Source organism: Bradyrhizobium sp. 33ap4 (assembly GCF_032654765.1).
Lineage (GTDB): Bacteria > Pseudomonadota > Alphaproteobacteria > Rhizobiales > Xanthobacteraceae > Bradyrhizobium > Bradyrhizobium australafricanum.
In genome coordinates, this window is the sequence record NZ_JAUMTJ010000090.1 from 1 (window position 1) to 25,268 (window position 25,268).

The window sequence follows — 25,268 nt, forward strand, 5'->3', positions numbered from 1 at the left end:
CTCGTGCCGCCAGAGAACTTGCCGATCCTAAGCTGGCTCGGTATCAAACCGTCAAAATCACTGTGACGAGCCACTAGCCGGCTCCAAATGAAAAGCGGCCCGGCGTTGCCGCCGGGCCGCTCGTTCGCACACGATCAGTGTCGATCGCGCTTAGCTGTAGATCTCGAACAGGCCGGCGCCGCCCTGGCCGCCGCCGATGCACATGGTCACGACGCCCCACTTGGCCTTGCGGCGACGGCCCTCCTGCAGCAGGTGGCCGGTGAGCCGGGCGCCGGTCATGCCGAAGGGATGGCCGATCGCGATCGAACCGCCATTGACGTTATACTTCTCGGGATCGATGCCGAGCTGGTCGCGCGAATAGAGGCACTGGCTGGCGAACGCCTCGTTGAGCTCCCAGAGATCGATGTCGTCCACCTTCAGGCCGTGGCGCTTGAGCAGCTTCGGCACCGCAAACACCGGACCGATGCCCATCTCGTCGGGCTCGCAGCCGGCCGAGGCCCAGGCCACGAAGCGGCCGAGCGGATTGAGGCCGCGCTTCTCGGCGTCCTTGGCCTCCATCAGCACCACGGCGGCGGCGCCATCGGAGAGCTGGCTGGCATTGCCGGCGGTGATGAACTTGCCCGGGCCCTTGACCGGCTCGAGCTTGGCCAGGCCTTCCAGCGTGGTCTCGGGGCGGTTGCACTCGTCGCGATCGACCACGTAGTCGACGATCGACTCGGCCTTGGTCGCCTTGTCGACCACCTTCATCTTCGTCTTCATTGGGACGATTTCGTCCTTGAACTTGTTGGCCTGCTGCGCGGCGGCCATGCGGCGCTGCGACTCCAGCGAATACTCGTCCTGGTATTCGCGGCTGAGCTTGTAGCGCTCGGCCACGATGTCGGCGGTATCGATCATCGCCATGAAGATGTCGGGCGCGGTCTTGAGCAGCTCGGGATCGATCGATTCCTTCGGCGAGCCGCCGCCGGGAATCGAGATGCTCTCGACGCCGCCGGCGACGATGCAATCGGAGCCGTCGGAACGGATCGAGTTGGCGGCCATCGCGATGGTCTGCAGGCCCGACGAGCAGAAGCGGTTCACGGAGACGCCCGCGGTCGACTTCGGCAGGCCGGCGAGCAGCGCCGCCTGGCGGCCGATGTTCGGCGCGCCATGCGCGCAATTGCCGAGATAGCAATCCTCGACATATTCCTTGTCGACGCCGGCGCGGTCGACCGCGTGCTTGATGGCGTGCGCGGCGAGCGACATCGGCGGGGTGATGTTGAATCCGCCACGGCCGGACTTTGCCAGGCCGGTGCGCGCGTAGGAAACGATTACGGCTTCACGCATTGTTTTCTCCCTCTGAGATGACGGTCATTGTGGCGCGTCGTGGCCCGTTCGTACACATTTTTCGGCGGGCGCAACAGCAATACCGGACGCCCCGGAACGACAAACGCCGCCTCCGGGACCGGAGACGGCGTCATGTTCCGCAGATCGGAATATGGACTGCTTGAGCGGTATCTTCCTTCCGTCATGCCAGGCGTTCCGGGCGATGACGAGGACCGCTCAAATAGCGTTTGAAACGCCAGCGCCTTTAAAACGTCAGCGGCTCAGAACGTCAGTGCCTTGGCCTGCTTCACCTGCGGCAGTGTCTGTACCTTGGCGAGCAGCTCCGCCGGCACCGCGCCGTCGACCTCGACCAGCGCAATGGCATCGCCGCCTTGCTTGACGCGGCCGAGATGGAAGGTCGCGATATTGATTTTCGCATCACCCAAGAGGCTCGCGAACGCGCCGATGAAGCCCGGCTTGTCCTCGTTGGTCACGTAGATCATCGACTTGCCGAACTCGGCGTCGACGCGGATGCCCTTGATGTCGACGAGACGCGGCTTGCCGTCGGCGTAGACGGTGCCGGACACCGAACGCTCCTGACGCTCGGTGGTGACTGTGACCGTGATCAGGCTTTCATAGTCGCTCTGCGCGGCGCGGACGACCTCGTCCACCACCATGCCGCGCTCCTTGGCGACGACCGGCGCCGAGACCACGTTGACCTCGCCCAGCATCGGCCGCAGCAGGCCCGACAGCACCGCCGAGGTGATCGCCTTGATCTTCATCTCGGCGACGTGGCCCTCATAGGTGATCTCAGTCTTGAGGATGCCGCTCTCGGTGAGCTGGCCGGCGAACGAGCCGAGCTTCTCGGCAAGCTCGATGAACGGCTTCAGCTTCGGCGCCTCTTCCGCGGTGATCGAGGGGAAGTTGACCGCGTTGGAAATCGCGCCCGACAACAGATAGTCCGACATCTGCTCGGCGACCTGCAACGCGACGTTTTCCTGCGCCTCGGTGGTGGAGGCGCCGAGATGCGGGGTGCAGATCACGTTGGGATGGCCGAACAGCACGTTCGAGATTGCTGGCTCCTCGACGAACACGTCGAAGGCGGCGCCCGCGACATGCTTGGAGTTCAGCGCGTCGACCAGCGCCTGCTCGTCGACCAGGCCGCCGCGCGCGCAGTTGATGATGCGCACGCCCTTCTTCATCTTGGCGATCGCGGCCGCATCGATCACGTTGCGGGTCTTCTCGGTCAGCGGCGTATGCAGCGTAATGAAGTCGGCGCGCTTCAAGAGATCGTCGAGCTCGACCTTCTCGACGCCGATGTCCTTGGCGCGCTCCGGCGACAGGAACGGATCGAACGCGATCACCTTCATGCGCAGGCCGAGCGCGCGGTCGGCGACGATCGTGCCGATATTGCCGCAGCCGATCACGCCGAGGGTCTTGGCGGTGATTTCGACGCCCATGAAGCGGTTCTTCTCCCACTTGCCGGCCTGGGTCGAGGCGTCGGCCTGCGGAATCTCGCGCGCCAGCGCCAGCATCAGCGTGATCGCGTGCTCGGCGGTCGTGATCGAATTGCCGAACGGCGTATTCATCACGATGATGCCCTTGGCGGTCGCGGCCGGGATCTCGACATTGTCGACGCCGATGCCGGCGCGGCCGATCACCTTGAGCCTCGTCGCCTTCTCGATGAGCTTGGCGGTCGCCTTGGTGGCCGAGCGGATCGCGAGGCCGTCGTAATTGCCGATGATCTCGGCGAGCTTTTCCTTGTCCTTGCCGAGGTTGGGCTGGAAGTCGACCTCGACGCCGCGATCCTTGAAGATCTGGACGGCGGCGGGAGACAGCGCGTCGGAAATCAGAACTTTGGGTTTTGTCATCTCGATTGTTCCTTTGCCCTGCCGCGGGCGGGTCTCCTGGACCGATCTGGTGAAGTCTCTGATCACTTCTCCCTCTCCCCGCTCTTGCGGGGGAGGGTTGGGGTGAGGGCAGCCACGAGCGAGGAACAAGCCGAAAGGGCCCCTCACCCGGATCGCTCAGGCGCGCAATTACGCTGCCGAGCAATCCGACCTCTCCCCGCAAGAACGGGGAGAGGTGACAAGAGAAAACTTATGCCGCCTTGGGCAACGCTGCCTTGGTCTCGGCGAATGCCCAGTCGATCCACTGCGTCAGCAGCTCGACGTCCTTTGCCTCGACGGTGGCGCCGCACCAGATCCGCAGGCCGGCCGGCGCGTCGCGGTAATACGCGAAGTCGAAGCCGGCGTTCTCCTTCTCCACCAGCGCGACCAGCTTCTTGCAGAAGTCGGCCTGTGCGTCTGATGGAAGCGAGGTGATCGCGGGATCGGTGAACTTGAGGCACACCGAGGTGTTGGAGCGGATCGCGGGATCCTTGGCCAGGAAGTCGATCCAGGGCGTCTTCGCCTTCCAGTCGGCGAGCGCCTTGGTGTTGGCATCGGCGCGGGCAATCAGCGCCTTCAGGCCGCCGATCGACTTCGCCCAGTTCAACGCATCGAGATAGTCCTCGACGCAGAGCATCGACGGCGTGTTGATGGTCTCGCCTTCAAAGATGCCCTGGTTGAGCTTGCCGCCCTTGGTGAGGCGGAAGATCTTCGGCAGCGGCCAGGCCGGCTTGTAGGTCTCGAGCCGTTCCACCGCGCGCGGCGACAGGATCAGCATCCCGTGCGCGGCTTCACCGCCGAGCGCCTTCTGCCAGGAGAAGGTGACGACATCGAGCTTGGCGAAATCGAGCGGCTGCGCGAAGGCGGCCGAGGTCGCGTCGCAAATCGTCAGGCCTTCGCGATCCGCGCTGATCCAGTCAGCGTTCGGCACGCGCACACCCGAGGTGGTGCCGTTCCAGGTGAAGACGATATCCGACTTCGGATCGACCTTGGAGAGATCGGGGATTTCACCATAAGCCGCGTTGAGCTTGGTGACGTCCTTCAGCTTCAATTCCTTGACGATATCGCTGACCCAGCCCTCGCCGAAGGATTCCCAGGCGAGCGTGGTGACGGGCCGCGCGCCGAGCAGCGACCACAGCGCCATCTCGACCGCGCCGGTGTCCGACGCCGGCACGATGCCGATCTTGTAATCGGCGGGCACCTCAAGCACCTCGCGCGTCAGTTCGATCGCGAGCTTGAGCTTGGCCTTGCCGACTTTCGCGCGATGCGAGCGGCCGAGGGCAGCGTCCTTGAGATTGTTGGGGTTCCAGCCGGGGCGCTTGGCACAGGGGCCGGAGGAAAAATGCGGCACTTCAGGCCGCGAAGCGGGCTTCGCTGCAGTCATAATCTACCCTTCCAGATAGCTGCCTCTCGGTGGGGAGAGGTTTCCCGCGGTCGGGGATAGTGGAAAGGTACCCAAACGTCAAGAAAGTTCGGACTCGTCTGGAACAATCCGGGCATCACGGCTGATTGATGGGGCGTCCTCGACCTGCTGGATCGTCTCCTGATCGAGCAAATCTGCCGCCAGAGTCATGATCTTAACTGCCCTGCGCCGGCTCGATACTTTCAGAATGCGCTTCTCGCCGGCCTGCACGATGTATTCGTTGCCGACCCGCACGATCGAATAATCCGACATTCCAATCCCCAGTTGCCCGCCGCCCCGTGGAGACGTCCGACATACCGGACTCGTTCCGACCCGTAAAATCACGGAGACCGGCTTAGTTTATTGGCTGTTAACCGGATCGCAGACTATCCGCTGCTGCAGGTATTGCCCGGTAGATGGCACAACTTCTTGCACGCGTTTCAAAAGCGAATCGTCATCCCGACATGGCTGCGCGCGAACCCGAGCCGTTCATAGAAGCGCTGCGCATCGACCCGCGTCTGATGCGTCAGCAGCTCGACGAGCATGCAGCCTCGCGCGCGCGCCTCCATGACTGCCCACTGCACGAGCTTCTCGCCGATGCCGCGGCTGCGGCAACGCTTTGCAACGCGAACGTCTTCGAGCAGGCCGCGCGAGCCGCCTTGCGAGCTGATGCCCGGCAGAACCGCGAGTTGCAGACAGCCGACGACGACGCCGTCCCCGTCGACGGCGACGACGAGCTGCAAATTGGGATCGCGCTCGACCCGCGCGAAGGCCTCGTAATAGCTTTGCGGCAGCGGATCCTCGATCCGCTCGCGCGCACTGCCGAGCGGATCGTCCGCAAGCATGCCGACGATGGCGGCGACGTCTTCGCGGCGAGCGCGGCGGATCGTGATGGATGAAGCTTCAGTCATGGCGGCATTCACCTGAGGTCAGCGGACCGGCGGCAGCGCGAGCACGCGCTCGGCATCGGCGATCCAGCGACGGATCACGGGATAGCGCGCGAGTTCGAGGCCGCCATCCTCCGCGACACGGGTATAGGCGAGCAGCGAGACGTCGGCGAGCGAGAACGCGTCTCCGACCAAAAATTGCGTGCCCGCAAGATGCCGCTCCAGATGATCGAGCGCGACATAGCCGCGCTTGATGAGATTCGGATCGATCTCCGAGATGGCCTTGCCGAGATACACGGCCTGAAAGCGGCAGACGGCCACATAAGGCTCGTGGCTGTTCTGCTCCCAGAACATCCAGGCATCCATCTGCGCCGCGCGATAGGGATCGCTCGGGATCAGGTCGCTGCCGCGCGCGAGATAGCGGATGATGGCGTTGGATTGTGCCAGCGTGCGGCCGTCATCCAGCTCCATCGTCGGCACTTGGCCCCAGCCGTTTCGCTTGAGGAATTCCGCGGTCCGGCTGCCGCCCTTCATGGTGTCGATCTCGACCCATGTGTACGGCAGCGCCAGCCTGTCGCACACCCATTTCACCTTCAGGCAGTTGCCTGAATTGGCGTCGCCGTAGATTTTCATGTGATCGCGCTCCGCACCGTGTGGCGACAGAGCAGCAGTCGCTCCCCGGTCTGTCAACCGTCGCCGGCTACGGCAGCGGCGATCAGAACTTGTAGCCGGCGCCGACCCGGAAGCTGTTCATGTCGACGGCGATATTCTTGACCGCCGCGAAGCGCACATATTCCCACTCGCCGCGGAGAAACAACCCGCCGACCACGCAATATTCAAGCCCGAGGCCCGCGGTCCAGCCGACCGCATAGTTGTTCACCCGCTGCTCCGTCTGGGCGGCGCTGCCTGAGCCCAGGTAGTCGTTATGCTGAATTGTAACGGTGTTGTTGCCGACCGTCCGGGTCTCGGCCCAGGCATCGTACTTGTCAAACGACACCGTCGCCGAACGCGACACGGACATGCGTCCCACCGCAACACCGCCGAACATGTATGGCAGGAAGTTGCCTGCCGCCCATCCGGCGCGTCCACGGAAGGTCGTGACGTCCTTGACCTGCAAGGCGGCGCTCCCCGACAACGTGGTGTTGTAGGTGTAGGTGTGCCCGCTCGGAGGAGTCTCGCCCTTGGGATTCACGATCTGCCGCGTCATCGAGTCGCCCGCCGAACTTTCGAGGCCGTTCAGGTAATTGTAGTTGGCCTCGACGCCGAGCACGACGTCGTCCCATTGCCAGTTGCGGCCGACGAACGCGCCGAACCCGTTGCTCTGCGCATGGTTCTTCGGCAGCAGGGCCCAACCCGAAACCGGGTCGGCCAGAACGCTCTCGCGCAGCATGAAGGAGGTCATCGCGCTTGGCGCGTGGCTGAAATCGATGTCGCCGGAGGAATAGCCGATCTGGCCGCCGACGTACCATCCTTCCCAGTTCCCGCTCCTGCTCGGTGCATCGACATAGGAGCCGCGCAGGATCGGAAAGTCCGGCAGGTCGGCAGCCTGCGCGCCGGTCACCGTTCCAATCATCATCGCCGCCAGCACCAACCTACGCATTGCAACGCTCCATCCACCGCACCGATTTCGCGTTGATCATCGCCTGTTAACCTTAACCAATCGTTGTCGTCGCCCGTTTTCGAGCATGCAAGTTGCAGAAGTGCGCGACATGACGCGGCAAGTTCGCGACATGACGCGGCAAAGAAAAACGGCGCGGGATGGTCCCGCGCCGTTGCAATCGTTAACCGTGAAGGCCCGAAATTAACCCTTGCGGATCAGCGGCGGCGGAGGCGGCGGCACGTCGCAGCACGGCAAGTTGAAGCGCACGCCGAGCTTCACGTCCTGCGAGATGATGTCGCGGTACTGGAAGCTCGAGGGACCGGCCGGCGTGCCGTCGAAGAAGTGACCTTGGCCGTGGGCGGCAGTGCCCATGTCGAGGTAGCGATAGGCCAGTTCAACCGTGAAGTTGTTGGTGACCTTGTAGGCGACACCGGCATGCAGCGCCCAGGCGAAGTTGGTCTTGGTGGCGCCATCGGCGATGAAGGAGCTGGTGAGGCCCGACCCGCTCGGGAACGTCGCGACGTCGGAGAAGGCCGAGGTCTTGATCGTCGCGGCACCGACACCGGCACCGATGAACGGGGTCAAACAGCCCCAGGTGCCGAGATCAGCGTAGACGTTGACGAGGCCAACCCAGCTCTGGATGCCGCCATGATAGGCGTCGCTCAGCGGGCTGGGCCCGGGGAACGTGAAGAAATCGGTGCCGTTGAAGCTCACCTTCGAGCGATACTCACCGGTGATGTCGGCGCGGAACCAGCTGTTGAACTGATAGCCGACGCCGATGCCGTAGAGCACGCCGCCGTCGAAGCCGTGGCCATACTGGTTGAAGGCGGTGCCGGCCGGCAGTGTGTCGTAGGCGTTGACGTGCAGCTTGGCCTGGGTGTTGGTCATGCCGATGTCGCCGCGCAGATACCAGCCGCCGAAATCCTGGACCGGCGGAGGAGCATACGCCATCGGAGGTGGCGGCATGATGGGCATGTCGGCGGCGAACGCCGCCGAGGACAACAGAGATGCCGCACCGGCGGCAATCAGGGTCTTTACGCTACGCATTGGCTTCGTCCTTTTGGGCCAAGTGAGGCGACACGAAAGCCCCACGTCTGAAACTCACGGCCCGGACGATGGCAGGAAATGTTTAAGCGGCACTTAACCCTAATTTTTAAGGTTGATTTTCTCTCACCTTTCTCTGCGGCTGTCGCTTATGGGTCCATAAATGACGCAGGTTGGCGACGAAACATCGCGATCCCGCCAAAAGTGCTAATGAAGCGTTGACGCATCCGCGCCGTTCGCAAGGCACGCGAGCCGGGTGTGTTAGCGAATGCTTAACGCGGGCGTCGCGTCCGCGGCCGAGCGTTCAGCGCACGGCCCGCGGCATCCTCGGCAGGAACACCGCGAGCAGGCCGATCGCCGGCAGGAAGGCGCACAGCTGATAGACGAAGGCGATCGAGGTGTGGTCGGCGAGCTTGCCGAGCACGGCGGCGCCGAGCCCGCCGATCCCGAAGGCGACGCCGAAGAACACGCCAGAGATCATGCCGAAGCGATGCGGCATCAATTCCTGCGCGAACACGATGATCGCCGACGTCGCCGACGAGATGATCAAACCGATCACCACCGTCAGCACGGCGCTGGCGAACAGGCCGGCATAGGGCAGCGCCAGCGTGAACGGCAGCGCGCCGAGGATCGAGAACCAGATCACGTATTTGCGGCCGAAGCGGTCGCCGAGCGGACCGCCGATGAACGCACCCGCGGCGTTGGCGGCAAGGAAGACGAACAGATAGAGCTGCGCCGCCTGCGTCGAGACACCGAACCGGTCGATCAGATAGAAGATGTAATAGCTCGACAGGCTCGAGACATAGAGCTGCTTGGAGAACAGCAGCGCGACCAGCACGATGAGCGCGATCTTCACGCGCCGCTGATCCGGATGGTCGGGATGCCGCGCGCTGGCGGCCGTCTTCTTGCCCGATATCTGCGGTTTGTACCAGACGCCGATGCGCCAGAGGATCACGATGGCAAGGAACGCGATCGAGGAGAACCAGGCGATCGAGGGCTGACCGAACGGCACCACGATCAGTGCTGCGAGCACCGGCCCCATCGAGGTGCCGAAACTGCCGCCGAGCTGGAACACCGATTGCGCGAAACCGTAACGTCCGCCTGACGCCAGCCGCGCGATGCGCGACGATTCCGGGTGGAACACCGCGGAGCCAAGGCCGACCAGCGAAGCCGCAATCAGGATGACCCCATAGGTATGCGCAACGCTGAGCAGCAACAGACCGAAAAAGGTGAAGCCCATGCCGATCGCAAGCGAGAACGGCTGCGCCTTCTTGTCGGTGAAATGCCCGACCAGCGGCTGCAGCAGCGACGCCGTGAACTGGAACGCCAGCGTGATCATGCCGATCTGCGCGAAGTCGAGCGCGTAATTGTCCTTCAGGATCGGATAGACCGAAGCGATCAGCGACTGCATCGTGTCGTTGAGGAAGTGCGAGAAGCTGATGCCGGCAAGCACGACATAGGCCGGCCCCGCAGCGGCGGCAACCTTCGCGGCCGTCAGCTCCGGCACCGCCACCGGCTCGCCCAGCGCCTGTTTGCTCACGACGGGTTTGTTCAATGCAGCATTCCCGGACAGATTCGCAAAAATACCTCCGTGTCGTACGACGCGGAGGTGAGGTAAACCAGTTGCGTTAGCCGATGGCAGCGATGCGCTGTGTGGCCAGCCGGCGGCCAAACTCTATCCCCGTCACCCTGAGGAGCGCCAACGGGTCCGCGCAAAGCGCGGCCCGATGACAGGCTCCGCGCGTCTCGAAGGGTCCACGGCCCGGCGCTCGCCACATTGCGACAATGGGCCGTGCATCCTTCGAGACGCGCGCAAGGGCGCGCTCCTCAGGATCACGAGCTGACGAGGCCGGACGGGGCTTAAGCCGCGGCGGCGTGGCCGAGTGCGCTGACGATGTTGTCGACGACCTCTTCCACCAGGATACGATCGTCGCCCTCGCCCATCACGCGGATCACCGGCTCGGTGCCGGAGGGGCGGATCAACAGACGGCCATGGCCGTTGAGGCGCTTCTCGCCGTCGGTGATCGCGGACTTGACCTCGGCGTCGTCGAGCGGCTTGCCGCTGCGATAGCGCACGTTCTTCAGGATTTGCGGCAACGGGTCGAAACGCCGGCAGATCTCCGACACCGGGCGGCGCAGCTTCTGCACCACGGCCAGCACCTGCAGTGCCGCGACGAAACCGTCGCCGGTCGTCGAATAGTCCGACATGATGATATGGCCCGACGGCTCGCCGCCGAGATTGTAGCCGCCGCTCAGCATCTGCTCGAGCACATAGCGGTCGCCGACCGGCGTGCGGACCATCTGCAGCCCGAGGCCCTGCAGGAAGCGCTCCAGCCCGAGATTGGACATCACGGTCGTGACGATGCCGGGCTTGGCGAGGCGCCCCTCCTCCTTCCAGCTCTGCGCTATCACCGCGAGCAGCTGGTCGCCGTCGACGATGTGGCCGCGCTCGTCGACCAGGATGACGCGATCGGCATCGCCGTCGAGCGCGATGCCGATGTCGGCGCGCATCTCGCGCACCTTCCGCGACAGCGCTTCCGGCGAGGTGGAGCCGCATTCCTTGTTGATGTTGAAGCCGTCGGGTTCGACCCCGATCGGCACCACGTCGGCGCCGAGCTCCCACAGCGCTTCCGGCACCACCTTGTAGGCGGCGCCATTGGCGCAATCGACCACGACGCGCAGGCCGTCGAGCGAGAGATCGCGCGGCAGCGTGCGCTTGGCGAATTCGATGTAGCGGTCATGGACGCCGTCGATGCGGCGGGCGCGGCCGAGGCTCGCGCTCTGCGCCAGGCGGCGGTCGAGCGATTCGTCGAGCAGCTGCTCGATCTGCTTCTCGACATCGTCCGACAGCTTGAAGCCCTGCGGGCCGAACAGCTTGATGCCGTTGTCTTCGAACAGATTATGCGACGCCGAGATCATGACGCCGAGATCGGCGCGCATCGACTTGGTGAGCATCGCGATCGCCGGGGTCGGCATCGGGCCGACCAGCAGCACGTCCATACCGACCGAGGTGAAGCCCGCGACCATGGCGTATTCGATCATGTAGCCGGACAGCCGCGTGTCCTTGCCGATCACGACGCGATGGCGATGATCGCCACGCTGAAACACCAACCCTGCGGCCTGCCCCACCTTGAGCGCGAGCTCCGGCGTGATCAGCCCATTGGCGCGGCCCCGAATTCCATCGGTCCCGAAATATTTGCGGCTCATGTAACCCCCAAGACGGACCTCTCGAACCACCCGGCGAGAGAGTCCTGAACGCCCACCAGTCTAGCGTGCATCGGCCTTATAGACTGCCAGGCGCTAAAAGGACTTCAAAAAATATGATGAATCATTACCGGGGCTAAACCCCGTGCCTCTACATTAAGGCACTGAAAGATATAACATTATTACTCTTTCGGCAACCTGGGGAACGAACGTCGTCCCCTACCCTTTGCCGTTGCGCTTGACGTGCTGGTCACCCTTGGTAGGGGCCGGCTGGGTGACATTGACGGGGTCGGAACCGGGAAACGTCTCCTCCAGCCCCTCCTCCAGGGCCTCGTCGAGCCGGCGCTTCTCGGCGTTCTCGTCTGCTTTTGCTTTCGGTTTGGAGCCTGATTGGGTCATCGCGCTCTCCCATCCGTCTTCGATTTGGCAGGTCCCCCATCCATGCTAGATGACGGCAAGATCGAACACCCGCAAGACTTGCTGCCTAAACAAGGCTCGCGACATCGAACTTGCGACACAGAAGAAGGGCCGGGACCGTCCATGAAGCACATTACCTGCATCGAAGATCTGCGCCAGCTGCACAAGCGCCGGGTGCCGAAGGCGTTTTTCGATTATGCGGACCGCGGCTCCTACACCGAGGACACGCTGCGCGCGAATTCGGAAGATCTGCAGCAGATCAAGTTCCGCCAGCGCATCCTGGTCGATGTGTCCAAGCGCACCCTGGCGACCACGATCCTCGGCGAGCCGGCCGCGATGCCGCTGATCCTGGCGCCGGTCGGCCTGCTCGGCATGCAGCATGGCGACGGCGAGATCTATGCCTGCCGCGCCGCGCAGGCGGCCGGCATTCCCTTCACCCAGAGCACGATGTCGATCTGCTCGATCGAGGACATCGCCGCCGCCGTCGACAAGCCGTTCTGGTTCCAGCTCTACGTCATGAAGGACCGCGGCTTCATCAAGTCGCTGATCGAGCGCGCGATCGCGGCGAAATGCTCGGCGCTGGTGTTGACCGTCGACCTGCAGGTGATCGGCCAGCGCCACCAGGACATCAAGAACGGCATGACGGTGCCGCCGGAATGGTCACTGTCGAAGCTGATCGACTTCGCGACCAAGCCCGCCTGGGTATCAGGCGTGCTGCAAGGCAAGCGCCGCACCTTCGGCAACATTGCCGGCCACGTCAAAGGCACCGAGGATCTGACGAAACTGTCGGAATGGACCGCCTCGCAGTTCGACACCTCGCTGAACTGGAAGGACATCGACTGGATCCGCAGCATTTGGCCGGGCAAGCTGATCCTTAAAGGCATCCTCGACGTCGAGGACGCCGAGCTTGCCGCCAAGACCGGCGCCCAGGCGATCGTGGTCTCCAACCATGGCGGCCGCCAGCTCGACGGCGCGCCGTCCTCGATCGAGGTGCTGCCGGAGATCGTCGATGAGGTCGGCTCGAAGCTCGAGATCATGTTCGACGGCGGTATCCGCACCGGCATGGACGTCATGCGGGCGCTCGCGCTCGGCGCGAAGTCCTGCATGATCGGCCGCGCCTATGCCTATGGCCTCGGCGCCGGCGGCCAGGAAGGCGTCGCCAAGGCGATCGATATTCTGGGCAAGGAGCTCACCACCACGATGGGACTGTGCGGCGTCAACACCATCGCCGAGATCGACGATCACGTGCTGGCGGTTTAGCGCGGAGCGGCAGCCTCTCTCAACACGTCGTCCCGGGCAAGCGAAGCGCGACCCGGGACCCATAACCACCGATGGCCGTCGTTTCGCAACGCCGCGGCGACAGCGCGCTTCAACAACTCAACCCTGTGGTTATGGGTCCCTGCTTTCGCAGGGACGACAGCGGAGCCTGTTCGGCATCACATCGGCGGCGCAATCCCGTCGCGGCCGACATTGACGCGGTTGGCTTCCAGCGTGCCGTCGTCCTTCTTCACCGCGCCGAAGATGATGATCTTGGCGCCCGGCTTCAGCTCCGACTTGTCGCCGGCGACGAAGGTGACGACCGGGGTGCCCGGCGGCACCACGACTTTCTTCTCGCCGTCCTTGTACTTCACCGTGATGTTCTGACCGTCGGTGCCCTTCACGGTCTCGGCGACGGTGGCGTTGGTCATGGTCGAATTGGCGCGCAGGTCCCAAGGGCGGAAGCCTTCGGCGGCGCCGCGCTGGTTCTCCGGGAAGATGTGAACCGCGATCGCCTTCTGCGTTCCGTCGGGCTCGGGCATCGCGGTGACGCCGATATAGGAACCGGGCTTGATCTCCGACAGATCGGTCTTGGCGACGCCGAACACCGCGACGTTGTCGGTGGTCCGCACCTTCATGTCGGCGCCGTCGCGCGACTTGATCGACAGCATGGCGCCGTCGACGGCCTCGATGGTGCCGCGGATGCGCACCGCCGGCGGCTGCTGCGCGGATGCAGCCGAAGCAAAGGCAACAAGAAGCAATGCGGCGAACAGCGTCGATTTCGGCATGGTGTCCCTCATGGGTTGGGCTGGCGAATCAGGGAACACCGGGGAGTTGGTGGTATTCCGTGCAAGCCACAACTCCTCGCGGAAGCGACGGCTCACACGACAACTACGCGCCGGACGAGGGAACTGTTACTGCGATAACGGACAGGTGATGCGCTCGCGTGTTCTGATGTAGCCCGTTCAGATCGTCATTCCGGGATGGTCCGAAGGACCAGACCCGGAATCTCGATATCCCGACGCTTCGCATCGCCCCGGGATGACATTGTGCGTCACATCGGCGGCGTAAGGCCGTCGCGGCCGACGCTGACGCGGTCGGTCTCAAGCGAGCCGTCCGGCAGTTTCTTCATGAAAGCGATGACCTTGGCGCCGGCCTTCAGGTCCGCCTTGTCGCCGGGAACATAGGTTACGACCGGTGTATCGGGTGCGACCTCCACCTTCTTCTCGCCGTCCTTGTATTTGACCAGCAATGTGTGGCCGTCATTGCTGACGACGGATTGCGCGACGGTCGCATTGGTCATGCTGCTGTTCGGCTTCAGATCGTAGGGCCGCGAGCCTTCGCCGGTACCGCGCATGCTCTCCGGGAAGACATGCACCTCGACCGCCTTCGGTGTGCCGTCGGGTCCGGGCACGGTGGTCGTGCCGATGAAGGAACCAACCTTGATGTCGGATAGCGCGATCTTGGTGAGACCGAGCACCACCATGTTGCCTGCCATGTGCAGCTTGACGTCCTCGCCGCTGCGCGACTTCACCGCGAGCGTATCGCCGTCGACGCTCTCGACGGTTCCACGCACCCGTGTCGGCGTCGGCGGCTGCTGCGCGAGCGCGTAGAGCGTGGACACCGTCACCATCGCGAGCGCGATGAACGGCCGAATGAGATGGGAGCGGCTGGCAGGCATGACTGATCTCCGGGAGGGAACGCGGGGGGACTAACACCAGACCCCGTTCCGGAGATGCTATTCCAGGCCTCAAGTCTTTGTGAGATCGGCCTCAACAAGCGTGCGCAGTTCCGGCGTGACCTGCGGACGCCGCCCGAACCACAATTCGAAACCGCGCACCGCCTGGTGCAGCAGCATGCCCAGTCCATCAGCGGTCTTCAGACCACGCGCCTCTGCCGCCGCAAGCAGCGGCGTCACCAGCGGCACATAGACGAGATCGGAAACGACCGCGTGTTGCGGCAGCAGGCCGACATCGATCTCGAGCGCGGGCTGACCATGCATGCCGAGCGAGGTGGTATTCACCAGCAGGCCGGCGCGCGGCAGCAGCTCATCAACCTTGTCCCAGGTCGCAGGATGAACCCGCGCGCCGAATTGCCCGGCCAGCGCGCGGGCACGATCGATGCTGCGGTTGACCAGATGCACGCGCGCGATGCCGCGCTCGATCAGGCCGAACACCACCGCACGTGCCGCGCCACCGGCGCCGAGCACCAGCGCGTCCTCCGTCTTGTCCCAGCCGGGCGCGCAGGCGTCGAGATTGTTGATGAAGCCTTCGACATCGGTGTTGGTCGAGCGCAGCTCGCCATCGGCGAACCACAGCGTGTTGGCGGCGCCGACGGCGCGGGCGCGCGCATCCGGTGCCGACAGCGCCAGCGCGCGCTCCTTGTGCGGAATGGTGACGTTGGCGCCGACGAAGCCGCGCAGCGACAGGCGGAACAGGAAATCCTTGAAGTCCTCCGGCGGCACCGCCTCGATCACATAGCCGCCCTCGATGCCGAGCGTGCGCAGCCAGTAATGATGGATCAACGGCGAGCGGGAATGCGCGGCGGGCCAGCCGATCAGGCATGCGGCGCGGGTTTTGCTTGAGGACGTCATGATCGTGACATCGGCCAAGGCGGGCGCGCTGTCAATGCGTCCGCTTCGCGGTTGCGGCAACCAGCGCGCTGAGGGCGAACGCGGCGGCTGCGGCGAACCAGATCGCGGCGAGGTTGATCCAGCCATAGGCCAGCCCGCCGGCGAGCGCGCCCGCGACCAGCGCCGCCCACAGCAGCAGGTTCGGGAGCCAGGCCCAGCCCGCACCGCCTGTGAGCGCGGCGGCGATCAGCTGACCGGCCTTCACCAGCGCCCCGGTGACATAGGTGAGGCCGAGCCCGGCCCCGCCTTCGAGCTGGAATACGGCGTTCTCGAGCCCCATCGCCAGCACGATGGCGGCGACCGCGGCGTTCGACAGGCCATAGGCATAGGCCACCGCCGCCGCCGTGAGCAGCCACGCCTCGATGAGCAGGAGCAGGGGCTGGCGATGCACCAGCGCGCTGAGCACGATCAGGCTGCCGGCTGCGGCGCCGGCGACGAACAGCACGATCAGCTCCAGCGCTTCCAGCGCGTGCTGCCAATGCCCCTCGGCCAGCGTCACGCCAAGCCGCGTCGAGTTACCGCTCATGAAGGAGACGAACAGCCCGCCGAGATGCAGATAGCCGATGCCGTCGACATAGCCGGCCATTGCGCTGAGCGCGCAGGCCAGCGCCAGGTTACGGCGGGATTCAAGCATGCTGGCGGAAACTGCCTCATAGGAAGGGAATCACGGGCGCTATCTTGGCCCGTCATTCCGGGGCGATGCGACGGCATCGAACCCGGAATCTCGAGATTCCGGGTCTGGTCCTTCGGACCATCCCGGAATGACAATTCGATCACGCCGCGTCGCGATGCGCGGCGATGATCTGGTCGGCGGCGCGGCCTGTCACTTCGGCCATGCGGTCGAACTGGCGGGTGAAGGTGCCGGCGCCGGCGGTGGCGGAGCGCAGTTCGACAATCAAGTCGCCGATCTCCGATTCCGGCATCGTGGCGCGGACGCAATCCCAGCCGATCCAGCCGTCGCGGGTGTCGAAGCCGAGGATCTGGCCGCGGCGCGCCGACAGGATCGCGTTGATCTTGGCGGTGGCGTCGGTCGGACAGACGATCTCGACCATATGGATCGGCTCCAGCAGCACCGGCTGGCACTGCGGCAACCCTTCGCTGACCCCGATCCGCGCCGCGGTACGGAACGCGAGATCGGACGAGTCGACGCTGTGATAGGAGCCGTCGGTCAGCGTGACGTCGACGTCGATCACGGGGAAGCCGAGCGGGCCGCGCGCCAGCGCGTCGACAACGCCCTCTTCCACCGCGCCGATATAGTTGCGCGGCACCGCGCCCCCGACCACTTTCTCGTGGAATTCGAAGCCTGACCCGCGCGGCTTCGGCTTGATGTCGAGCACGACGTCGCCGAACTGGCCATGACCGCCGGACTGCTTCTTGTGCCGGCCGCGCTGGGTGATCGGCCTGCGGATGGTCTCCTGATAGCCGATCGCCGGCGGATGCGATTTGACGTTGACGCCGTAGCGGTCCTTCAGCCGCTCCTGCGCCACGCGCAGATGCATCTCGCCCTGCCCCCACAGCACGGTGTCGTGGGTGCGCGGGTTCTGGATCATTGTCAGCGAGGGATCTTCCTCGTTCAGCCGCAGCAGCGCCTGGCCGAGCTTGACATCGTCCTTGCGGTCGGTCGCGGCAATCGAGATCGACAGCACGGCCGCGGCCGGCTCGACCTTGACCAGCGAGGCCGGCGCCGTCTTGCCGCTCGAGACCGTATCGCCGGTCTTGATCGCATCGAGCTTGCCGAGCGCGACGGTGTCGCCGGCCTCGGCCTGCGGCCGCTTGCTGTCATGCCCGCCCGAGACCGCGAGGATGCCTGAGACGCGTCCGCTCTCGCCGCTTGAGGATTGCAGCGTCGCGCCGTCGTCGAGCCGGCCCGCAAGCACGCGCGCCAGCGACAGCTTGCCGCCGTGCTGCAAGTGCACGGTCTTGAACACGTAGGCCAGCGCATCCTTCTGATCCTTGATGCCGAGCCGATCGGCGGTCTCGGCGACGCCGGGCGCCTCATGGCGCAGCGCCTTCATCAGGCGCAGCACGCCGTTCTCGCGGCTCGCAGCGCCGAGCAGCACCGGACAGATCTGCCCTTCGCGCAGTTCGCGGGCGAGATCGTCGAACACGGCATCGCGCGGCGGCTGGATATCCTCCAGCAACTGCTCCATCAGCGCGTCGTCGTGGTCGGCAAGCTTCTCCAGCATCGAGAAGCGGGCTTCCTTCTCGCGATCGAGATTGCCGCCCTCGAGCGCCATCACCTCCGACGGCTTGTGCTCGCGATAGACGAAGGCGCGCTCCAGCGCGAGATCGACAAAGCCTTCGATCAGATCGCCGTTCCAGATCGGGATCTGGCGCAGCACCAGCGGCACGCGCGAGGCCGGCTGCAGCGTCGCAAGCGTCTCGCGGACGCGCTTGTTGGCGCGGTCGATCTTGTTCAGGAACAGGAAACGGGGAATTCCGAGCTCCTCGAGCTCGCGCAGGATGATCTGCAGCTGCGGCAGCTTTTTCTCGTCGGCTTCGCAGACCACGACCGCGGCATCGACCGCCGGCAACGCTGCACGCATATCGTGCGCGAATTCGATCGAGCCGGGACAATCGATAAAGGTGTAGCTGTCCCCCATAAAGGTGGTGGTGGCGGCGGTCAGGCCTACGCCCATCTTGTGCTGACGCGCCTCGGGGCTGGCATCGCCGACGGAGGTTCCGGCATCGACGCTGCCGGCAGTTTTAATGGCGCCAGTGCGCGCCAGGATCGCTTCCAGAAGTGTGGTTTTACCGCTTTGGAAAGGGCCCACCAATGCGATGCACCGTGGACCTCGGGGACTTCTGACGTCTTGTCCCATTGCCGCCTCCTCGTTTTGGAGCTCGGCCCATGATTGGGTCGGCGACCGTTTATGCTCTGCCTGCGTTTGACATTTGGCAAGCGGGAAAACGTCGCTGCGGTGCGGCGTCGCGGAGGTTTGCAATTCCGAGCCATCGTCCGGACAATTGCATCCGCTGCGTCAGTTCCTTCGCGCAAGTCCCGGAGAAATCTCGCGCCAGCGTGTCGCAAGGTCGAGCAGACGCTGCACGGCGGGCGAGACATCTTCTTCACGCCACGCAATCGTGAGCGGCGCCGTCACCGCCGGCGCGGCCAAGCGGACATACGCCACGCCGCGACCGGTCTGCGCGCGTGCCGCGGCCTCCGGGACGAGCGATACACCGACGCCGGCGGCGATCAGGCCAATCGCGGTTTGCAGATGCAGCACCTCCTGCGCGAGTCGCGGCGTGAATCCGGCGGCCTGGCACGCGGCGACGATCAGGCCGGTGACCGATGGCGCCGGCCGCTCCGGATAGAGCACGAAGGCATCATCGGACAATTCGGCAAGCGCAATGTCGTCCCTCTCGGCAAGCGGATGCGCGCGCGGCAACGCCGCGACATAGGGCTCCTCCAGGATCAGGCGCTGGGCAAGACCCGCCTCCGGCAATAGCGCCGGGCGTGCGAAGCCGACATCGATCCGGCGTCGCCGCAGCGCTTCGGCAATCTCGGCCGCCAGCATCTCGTCAAGCACGAGCTCGACGTCGGGACAGGCGTCGCGATAGCTGCCTATGATATCGGGCAGACCGGCGAACATCGCGGAGCCGACGAATCCGATCGCGAGCTTGCCGGCCTGGCCGCGCCCGACGCGCCGCGTGTCCACAACCGCGGCCTCGAAATTTGCGAGCAGGGAGCGGGCGCGCGCAAGCAGCAGCTCGCCCGCCTCGGTGAGCCTGACAGGACGGCTATTCCGCTGCAGCAACGTCACGCCGAGTTCGTCCTCGAGCTGACGGATCTGCTGGCTCAGCGGCGGTTGTGCGATGTGCAGCCGCTCGGCCGCGCGGGTGAAGTTCAATTCCTCGCCGAGCGCCACGAAATATCTGAGATGTCGCAATTCCATGCCGTCGGTATAGCACGGCGGCGGGTGCCGTCAGTCATACGCAATAGCTCTGCAACCGTATCGAACGAGTATTGGACCGGACGCGCGAACGCGGACAGCCTGCGACAAAGCAAAGGGAGTCCCCATGACGGCGCTGGAAAAAGCCTTCGCAGAAGCAGCCGCGGCAGGCATTACGCAACAGAAGATCGATATCGGCGATTTGCGCGTCAATGTCGCGCGCTTCGGCAAAGGGCCGCCGCTGCTCCTGCTTCACGGCTGGCCGGAGTTCTGGCTGGTGTGGCGCCCGCTGATGCTGCGCCTCGGCGACAGTTTTGAACTGATCGCGCCCGACTTGCGCGGCTGCGGCGACACCGGCAAGCCGACAACGGGGCCCGATGCGTCCGCCACCGCGGAGCGCCACGCGCTGGATATGTTTGCCGTCATGGACGCGCTCGACTATCAGCACTTCGGCGTCATCGGCGGCGATCTCGGCGCCTATGTCATGCAGGCGATGTCGCATCGTCAGCCGCAGCGGCTGACCGGCACGCTCTATCTCTGCACGCCCTATCCGGGCCTCGGGCATCGCTACGGCCAGCCCGGTCACCTGATCGAGGTCTGGTATCAATACTTCCAGCAGCTGCCATGGGCCGCGCAATTGGTCGGAAGCTCGCGCGAGTCATGCCGGCTCTACTTCCGACATTTCCTCGACCATTGGTCGGGCGACGATCCCGCGGTGTTCGGAGGCCTGCTGGAAGCCTATGTCGACAACTTCATGAAGCCGGGCAACATCCAGGGCGGCTTCGACTGGTATCTCTCGTCCGCGCCCAATCGCCGGCTCTGGCTGGAAGGCAAGCTGCCGGCGCAGCCGCGCATCGACGTGCCGTCGCGCTTTCTCTGGGGCCGCCGCGATCCGTTGATCGCGCCCGAATGGTCGGACAGGTTGAAAGACTATTGGAGCGAACCTTCGATCAGGTTCGTCGAGACCGGGCACTATGTTCACGCCGAGGCGCCCGGGATCGTTGCCGAAGAGGCCCGCGGCTTCTTCGGCAAGCTGATCAACCGCACGGGCGCGCGTTAGCGGCCCGGACGGAGCTCGAGGCTTTCGAGGCCGGCGGCGATGTTGATGCCGACCTGGCCCTGCACGCTGAGCGGCTGCAGGGCGATCGTGTTGTCGGAGCCGCCGACCAGCACGTTGCCGCCGACGCCGACACCGAGCGTCGCGCTGCCCTGCGCGCCGGCATAGTTGCCGGAGAGCGCACCCGGCCCGAGCCGCTCCACCGGCGCATAGACGCCCCAGGCCAGCGCCGATTCCTGGGTGATGCCGAGATCGATGCCGACCTTCTGGATGGTCGCGATGTAGCGATCCTCAGGCAGACCATTGGCGCGCAGCACGCAACCGAGATGGGTCACGGAACCGACGATGAAGCCGACGCTCGCGCCGCCGCGGCATTCAAGGACGCCGACCTGCACGCGCTGGATCGGCTGTTGGGCGCTGGCGCTCACGATTGCGGTCAGCGTGGCAATGGCAGCTCCGGCGAGGAAAGTGAAGCGACGCATGTTGGGGAGTCTCCGGCTGAGAGGCATGACGCGAGCAGAGAACAGAACGGCGCCGTGTCTGCGGCGCCGTTCGCATCCTATGCCACAACATCGAACGTCCAGCCAGAATTTGTGGTGCCCGGCCACCGATTGTCAGGAGATGTTGCGGCGCGGCTATGTTCCTCGGGGTCCGCCGATTGATCGAGCAACGGATAGCAAACAACAGACAACAAAAAAGAGGCCCGCTTTCGCGGGCCTCTTTGATCGAACACCGACCAGCCTAGAGCGTTTTCGAGCGAAGTGGATACCGGTTCGCGTGAAGAAAACGCGTCAAAACAAAATCTAGTGGTGGTGATGATGATGACGGTGGTGGCGATGATGGCGGCGCGGACCGCCGTAGGCGACCGGCTCGAGATCGATCCCGGCGATGCCGGCCGCAACGTTGAGGCCGGTCTGGCCCTGCACGCTGACCGGCTGCAGCGCATAGGCATTGTTCGGGCCGCCGAACAGGAAGTTACCGCCGGCGCCGAGGCCGACCGAGGCGTTGACGCCGACGCCGCCGTAGCTGCCGGCCAGCGCACCGCGCGGGAGCTGGGTGGTCGGCGCGCTCACGGCCCAGGCGAGCTGGGTCGTCGCGGTGACGCCGAGGTCGACGCCGATCCGCTTCACGGTCGCAACATAGGGCTCGGGCCGACGGCCGCCGCTCTGGAACACGCATTCGAGGCGCGCGACAGAGCCGACAACGAAGCCGACATTCTCGCCGCCCTGGCATTGCAGGACCCCGGCTTGAACCTGAGGCGCCGCGTTGGCGGTGGCGAACGGCGCCAGCAACGCAAGCGCTGCAAGGGTGAGGGTCGAAAGTCGCATTATCTGTCTCCGCAAGGTGAACTGAACTGAATTCGCGCGGCGGACAGGAAGGAAGGCTCGTGTCCAAAACAAGGCAGTGCGCAAAGCGGCCGTAAAAACTTCCCGCGTGTGGCATCGATGTTCGCACACACGCGCGTGAGGTGAGCAGGATGTGATTTGACTCGTCGAATTTACCGGCGCGATTTCAGCGCACAAACAAAAACGCTCCCGCACCAGGTGCGGGAGCGTTTCTTGATTTCGGATCGACCTACCGCAGATTACCGCAGAAGCGCTGAATACGCTTGCAGGCATCCTCGAGATCGGAAGTCTTGGTGGCGTAGGAGATGCGGAACGCGGGTCCGAGCCCGAATGCCGATCCCTGCACCACGGCGACGCCTTCGCTCTCGAGCAATTCGGTAACGAACGCCTCGTCGTTGTCGATCAGCTTGCCCGACGGCGCCTTCTTGCCGATCGTGCCGGCGCAGGACGGATAGACGTAGAACGCGCCTTCCGGCCGCGGGCACTCGATGCCGCTCGCCTGGTTGAGCATCGACACCACGAGGTCGCGACGTTCCTTGAACACCTTGTTGTTCGCGGCGATGAAGTCCTGCGGACCGTTGAGCGCCTCGACCGACGCCCACTGCGCGATCGATGACGGGTTCGAGGTCGACTGCGACTGGATCGTCGCCATCGCCTTGATCAGCTGCGCCGGGCCGCCGGCATAGCCGATGCGCCAGCCGGTCATGCAGTAGGCCTTCGACACGCCGTTCACGGTCAGCGTGCGATCGTACAGGCTCGGCTCGACCTGCGCCGCCGTGGTGAAGACGAAGTCGTCATAGACGAGGTGCTCGTACATGTCGTCGGTCATCACCCAGACATGCGGATGCTTGACCAGCACGTCGGTGATCGCCTTGAGCTCGCTCTTCGTATAGGCCGAGCCGGTCGGGTTCGACGGCGAGCACAGGATCACCCACTTGGTCTTCGGCGTGATCGCCTTCTCGAGATCTTCCGGACGCAGCTTGAAGCCGGTCGAGGCCGGGCACACCACCGGCACCGACTCGCCGCCGGCGAGCGCCACCATCTCGGGATAGCTGACCCAGTACGGCGCCGGGATGATCACCTCATCGCCCGGATTGATGGTCGCCATCAGCGCGTTGTAGAGCACCTGCTTGCCGCCGGTGCCGACGATGACCTGGTTCGGCTTGTAGGTCAGGCCGTTCTCGCGTGCGAACTTGTTGATGATGGCTTCCTTGAGCTCCGGAATGCCGCCGACGTCGGTGTACTTGGTCTTGCCGGCCTCGATCGCGTGGATCGCTGCCAGCTTGATGTTGGCGGGCGTATCGAAGTCAGGCTCGCCGGCGCCGAGGCCGATGACGTTGCGGCCCGCGGCTTTCAGCGCGCGTGCTTTGTCCGTGACCGCGATCGTCGCGGACGGCTTCACACGGTCGAGCGCAGCGGACAGGAAGGCCATTATCATCTCCTGGCAAACGTCGTGAGCCGTAGGGCCACGACTTGATTTGAATGGGATCGCGGCACCCTAGGCCTGTCGCCGCTGCACCGCAAGAAGCTTGGCGGTAAAGCACGAAAACTTTCGCGCATGGCTCGCGGCGCGCGCAATTTTCCGCAAGTTCCGGCACCGGATGACTCATATCCGGCAAGCCCGCTCCGGTCTTGCCGGCGGGCCCTTCGGCGGCATGCACCAGCGCGGATTGCTCCGAGGACAATGCCGCGCGGCAACCTGCCTGACGGCGCTAGCGGCGGGTCGTCAACGCAGACCGGCGCGTCGTGCCGCCAAGGATGGCGCGTTAAGGTTTGTGAATTTCAGCGCGCCGGCCATGGTCGCGACCTTGGCGATCGACCGGCACCGTGCAGAGCGTCGCGCAGGCGTGATCCGAGTTGTTCTGCCGTGTGGATGGAATCGTTCTGCACGTGTGCAGTGCAGTAGACGTTTCGACTTTTTCCACACTGCAGGGCTTGCGACGCACCCCCGTCAGCATCATTGTTTAGCGGCGTTGCGGTGTGACAGGCCGCGCAATTTTTAAGCGTACCGTCTCCCTGACCGAGTGAACCACGACGCAATGTACAAGCTCTATTCGATGCAGCGCTCCGGCAACAGCTACAAGGTCCGGCTGGCGCTTGCCGTGCTGAACACGCCGTACGAGGCGATCGAGATCGACATCCTGCGCGGCGAGAGCCGCACGCCGGAATTCCTGGCCAAGAATCCGAGCGGCCAGGTGCCGCTGCTCGAGGTCGCCGAGGGCCGCCATCTCGCCGAGTCCAATGCCATCCTCTGGTATGTCGCGATCGGCACGCCGCTGGCGCCGGAGTCGCGGATCGAGCGCGCCGAGGCGCTGCAGTGGATGTTCTTCGAGCAGCACGCGCTGGAGCCGAACATCGGCGCCGCCTATTTCTGGCTGTCGCTGGTCAAGGGCGGACGCGACCTGCAGACGCACGCGCTGGAGGACTGGATGGAGCGCGGCTATGCGGCGCTGCAGGTGATGGAAAATCACCTCAAGGAACACGCCTATTTCGCCGCCGGACAGCTCACCGTCGCCGACATCGCCCTTTACGGCTACACCCACGTCGCCGACCGCTGCGACTTCGACCTGGCGACCTTTCCGTCGATCCGCGCCTGGCTCAAGCGGGTCGAGCAGACCCCCGGATTTGTCTCGATGGACTGGCAGCCTGGTACCGAGGCCGAGCCTGAGCCTCGCCTCGCGGCCGGCGTCTGAACGGCCGGGTGTGAATCCAGGGAATAACGGGGAAACTGCCCAAATAACGGGCAAAACTCGCGCCACCGCCGTATTTTAGCCATTTTTGGACGGCGCCGCCGCCGCAATGTTGCCGGTGACAACCGGCAGATTCGCGCGGATGTCGCGAGTGATTCGCTCGCGGCCTGAGGGATTTAGACCATGAAACGGTGGTCCGGCACGGCAGGCTTCGATGGCCGCCCTGCCCCGGTGGCATCATCCCGGCTGACGAACGCGATCGCCGCGTCGCTCGCGCTCGGCGCGCTGACGTTGTGCCTGGTCGTCGCCGTGACGGTGCTGTCGAGCAACATCACCATGGCAACGGCGATCCCGGCGTAATCAAGCAATTTCCGGTTGGCACCTGATCCGCGGCAAGGCGCGGGAGAGACAGCGGCGCGACATGATGAAGACCCCCGTCGGACTGGTGACCGTGACGCTGTCGGCGGCGATCCTGCTGGCGGCATCGCTCCTGATCGTGACCGGCACGCAAGGCGAAGACCGCGCACGCCCCGCGCATGTCACGACGCCGACCGCCAAGCCGGCCCCGCACCACTAATCTTACTGTGTCATAAGTGGATCGGCGGGTCGCGCCCTTTGATGAGCCGGATGCAGCAAGGACACCTTTGC

General features: G+C 64.7%; 25 protein-coding genes. 5 read left to right on the forward strand and 20 right to left on the reverse strand.

Features of this window, described 5'->3' with window-relative positions; translation table 11 throughout:
• Positions 1-150 precede the first annotated feature (150 nt).
• The 11 genes from Q2M23_RS40175 to Q2M23_RS40225 all read right to left on the reverse strand — a co-directional run bounded on the left by Q2M23_RS40175 (position 151) and on the right by Q2M23_RS40225 (position 11,727).
• Positions 151-1,323, reverse strand: a complete 1,173-nt coding sequence (locus Q2M23_RS40175; protein ID WP_057017940.1) for a thiolase family protein — start codon at positions 1,321-1,323, stop codon at positions 151-153.
• 260 nt (positions 1,324-1,583) lie between these two features.
• Positions 1,584-3,173 carry a phosphoglycerate dehydrogenase gene (gene serA, locus Q2M23_RS40180; protein ID WP_316399013.1) on the reverse strand — a complete coding sequence of 530 codons (1,590 nt, stop codon included), beginning with the start codon at positions 3,171-3,173 and terminating at the stop codon, positions 1,584-1,586.
• Between the two features lie 229 nt (positions 3,174-3,402).
• Positions 3,403-4,575 carry a phosphoserine transaminase gene (locus tag Q2M23_RS40185; RefSeq protein WP_057017938.1) on the reverse strand — a complete coding sequence of 391 codons (1,173 nt, stop codon included), beginning with the start codon at positions 4,573-4,575 and terminating at the stop codon, positions 3,403-3,405.
• A gap of 78 nt (positions 4,576-4,653) precedes the next feature.
• A complete protein-coding gene (locus Q2M23_RS40190; protein ID WP_050382779.1) occupies positions 4,654-4,866 on the reverse strand; it encodes a hypothetical protein in 213 nt (70 codons plus the stop codon).
• A 167-nt stretch (positions 4,867-5,033) separates the two neighbouring features.
• Positions 5,034-5,504 (reverse strand): GNAT family N-acetyltransferase, encoded by a 471-nt coding sequence (locus tag Q2M23_RS40195; protein WP_229190708.1) that lies wholly within the window; start codon positions 5,502-5,504, stop codon positions 5,034-5,036.
• A gap of 18 nt (positions 5,505-5,522) precedes the next feature.
• Positions 5,523-6,113 (reverse strand): glutathione S-transferase family protein, encoded by a 591-nt coding sequence (locus Q2M23_RS40200; protein ID WP_057017935.1) that lies wholly within the window; start codon positions 6,111-6,113, stop codon positions 5,523-5,525.
• Between the two features lie 82 nt (positions 6,114-6,195).
• Positions 6,196-7,080 carry an outer membrane protein gene (locus Q2M23_RS40205; RefSeq protein ID WP_233475630.1) on the reverse strand — a complete coding sequence of 295 codons (885 nt, stop codon included), beginning with the start codon at positions 7,078-7,080 and terminating at the stop codon, positions 6,196-6,198.
• A gap of 201 nt (positions 7,081-7,281) precedes the next feature.
• Positions 7,282-8,127 carry an outer membrane protein gene (locus Q2M23_RS40210; protein ID WP_316399014.1) on the reverse strand — a complete coding sequence of 282 codons (846 nt, stop codon included), beginning with the start codon at positions 8,125-8,127 and terminating at the stop codon, positions 7,282-7,284.
• Between the two features lie 301 nt (positions 8,128-8,428).
• Positions 8,429-9,679, reverse strand: coding sequence for an MFS transporter (locus tag Q2M23_RS40215; protein WP_057017932.1), 1,251 nt, complete (start codon positions 9,677-9,679; stop codon positions 8,429-8,431).
• A gap of 305 nt (positions 9,680-9,984) precedes the next feature.
• Complete coding sequence (gene glmM / locus Q2M23_RS40220; protein WP_016846677.1) at positions 9,985-11,331, reverse strand: phosphoglucosamine mutase; 1,347 nt, start codon at positions 11,329-11,331, stop codon at positions 9,985-9,987.
• A 216-nt stretch (positions 11,332-11,547) separates the two neighbouring features.
• Entirely contained in the window at positions 11,548-11,727 is a 180-nt protein-coding gene (locus Q2M23_RS40225) for a hypothetical protein (RefSeq protein ID WP_057015946.1), read from the reverse strand.
• 141 nt (positions 11,728-11,868) lie between these two features.
• Here Q2M23_RS40225 and Q2M23_RS40230 point away from each other — a divergent pair, with 141 nt between their 5' ends.
• Positions 11,869-13,005 (forward strand): alpha-hydroxy acid oxidase, encoded by a 1,137-nt coding sequence (locus tag Q2M23_RS40230; RefSeq protein WP_016846679.1) that lies wholly within the window; start codon positions 11,869-11,871, stop codon positions 13,003-13,005.
• 176 nt (positions 13,006-13,181) lie between these two features.
• Here Q2M23_RS40230 and Q2M23_RS40235 read toward each other — a convergent pair whose 3' ends face one another.
• The 6 genes from Q2M23_RS40235 to Q2M23_RS40260 all read right to left on the reverse strand — a co-directional run bounded on the left by Q2M23_RS40235 (position 13,182) and on the right by Q2M23_RS40260 (position 19,530).
• On the reverse strand, positions 13,182-13,790 hold the full coding sequence (locus Q2M23_RS40235) for a hypothetical protein (RefSeq protein ID WP_316399015.1): 609 nt from the start codon (positions 13,788-13,790) through the stop codon (positions 13,182-13,184).
• Positions 13,791-14,056: 266 nt separating this feature from the next.
• On the reverse strand, positions 14,057-14,635 hold the full coding sequence (locus tag Q2M23_RS40240; protein ID WP_316399020.1) for a hypothetical protein: 579 nt from the start codon (positions 14,633-14,635) through the stop codon (positions 14,057-14,059).
• A 117-nt stretch (positions 14,636-14,752) separates the two neighbouring features.
• The gene (locus Q2M23_RS40245; RefSeq protein ID WP_316399016.1) at positions 14,753-15,595 is read right to left on the reverse strand and encodes a shikimate dehydrogenase; all 843 of its coding nucleotides are present in this window, start codon (positions 15,593-15,595) and stop codon (positions 14,753-14,755) included.
• Between the two features lie 31 nt (positions 15,596-15,626).
• Positions 15,627-16,268, reverse strand: a complete 642-nt coding sequence (locus tag Q2M23_RS40250) for a YoaK family protein (RefSeq protein WP_057015948.1) — start codon at positions 16,266-16,268, stop codon at positions 15,627-15,629.
• Positions 16,269-16,407: 139 nt separating this feature from the next.
• Positions 16,408-18,456 (reverse strand): elongation factor G, encoded by a 2,049-nt coding sequence (locus tag Q2M23_RS40255; RefSeq protein ID WP_229190704.1) that lies wholly within the window; start codon positions 18,454-18,456, stop codon positions 16,408-16,410.
• A 159-nt stretch (positions 18,457-18,615) separates the two neighbouring features.
• Positions 18,616-19,530, reverse strand: coding sequence for a LysR substrate-binding domain-containing protein (locus tag Q2M23_RS40260; protein ID WP_316399017.1), 915 nt, complete (start codon positions 19,528-19,530; stop codon positions 18,616-18,618).
• 124 nt (positions 19,531-19,654) lie between these two features.
• On the opposite strand from Q2M23_RS40260, the gene Q2M23_RS40265 reads away from it, so the two are divergent.
• A complete protein-coding gene (locus tag Q2M23_RS40265; RefSeq protein ID WP_316399018.1) occupies positions 19,655-20,587 on the forward strand; it encodes an alpha/beta hydrolase in 933 nt (310 codons plus the stop codon).
• Here the strand turns inward: Q2M23_RS40265 and Q2M23_RS40270 are convergent.
• From Q2M23_RS40270 to Q2M23_RS40280, 3 genes are all read right to left on the reverse strand, one after another.
• Entirely contained in the window at positions 20,584-21,066 is a 483-nt protein-coding gene (locus Q2M23_RS40270) for a DUF992 domain-containing protein (protein WP_316399019.1), read from the reverse strand. The two genes, Q2M23_RS40265 and Q2M23_RS40270, sit on opposite strands and share 4 nt — an antisense overlap.
• Before the next feature lie 321 nt (positions 21,067-21,387).
• Positions 21,388-21,912: a DUF992 domain-containing protein gene (locus Q2M23_RS40275; RefSeq protein WP_028336065.1), complete on the reverse strand. Its 525-nt coding sequence runs from the start codon at positions 21,910-21,912 to the stop codon at positions 21,388-21,390.
• Positions 21,913-22,159: 247 nt separating this feature from the next.
• A complete protein-coding gene (locus Q2M23_RS40280) occupies positions 22,160-23,362 on the reverse strand; it encodes a pyridoxal phosphate-dependent aminotransferase (RefSeq protein ID WP_028340563.1) in 1,203 nt (400 codons plus the stop codon).
• Positions 23,363-23,969: 607 nt separating this feature from the next.
• Between Q2M23_RS40280 and Q2M23_RS40285 the strand changes: the two genes are divergently transcribed.
• The 3 genes from Q2M23_RS40285 (at position 23,970) to Q2M23_RS40295 (ending at position 25,197) form a co-directional block, all read left to right on the forward strand.
• Positions 23,970-24,623: a glutathione S-transferase family protein gene (locus Q2M23_RS40285; RefSeq protein ID WP_057015955.1), complete on the forward strand. Its 654-nt coding sequence runs from the start codon at positions 23,970-23,972 to the stop codon at positions 24,621-24,623.
• A gap of 180 nt (positions 24,624-24,803) precedes the next feature.
• Entirely contained in the window at positions 24,804-24,980 is a 177-nt protein-coding gene (locus Q2M23_RS40290) for a hypothetical protein (RefSeq protein ID WP_168859259.1), read from the forward strand.
• Positions 24,981-25,041: 61 nt separating this feature from the next.
• Positions 25,042-25,197 carry a hypothetical protein gene (locus Q2M23_RS40295; protein ID WP_168859260.1) on the forward strand — a complete coding sequence of 52 codons (156 nt, stop codon included), beginning with the start codon at positions 25,042-25,044 and terminating at the stop codon, positions 25,195-25,197.
• The last annotated feature ends 71 nt before the right edge of the window (positions 25,198-25,268 follow it).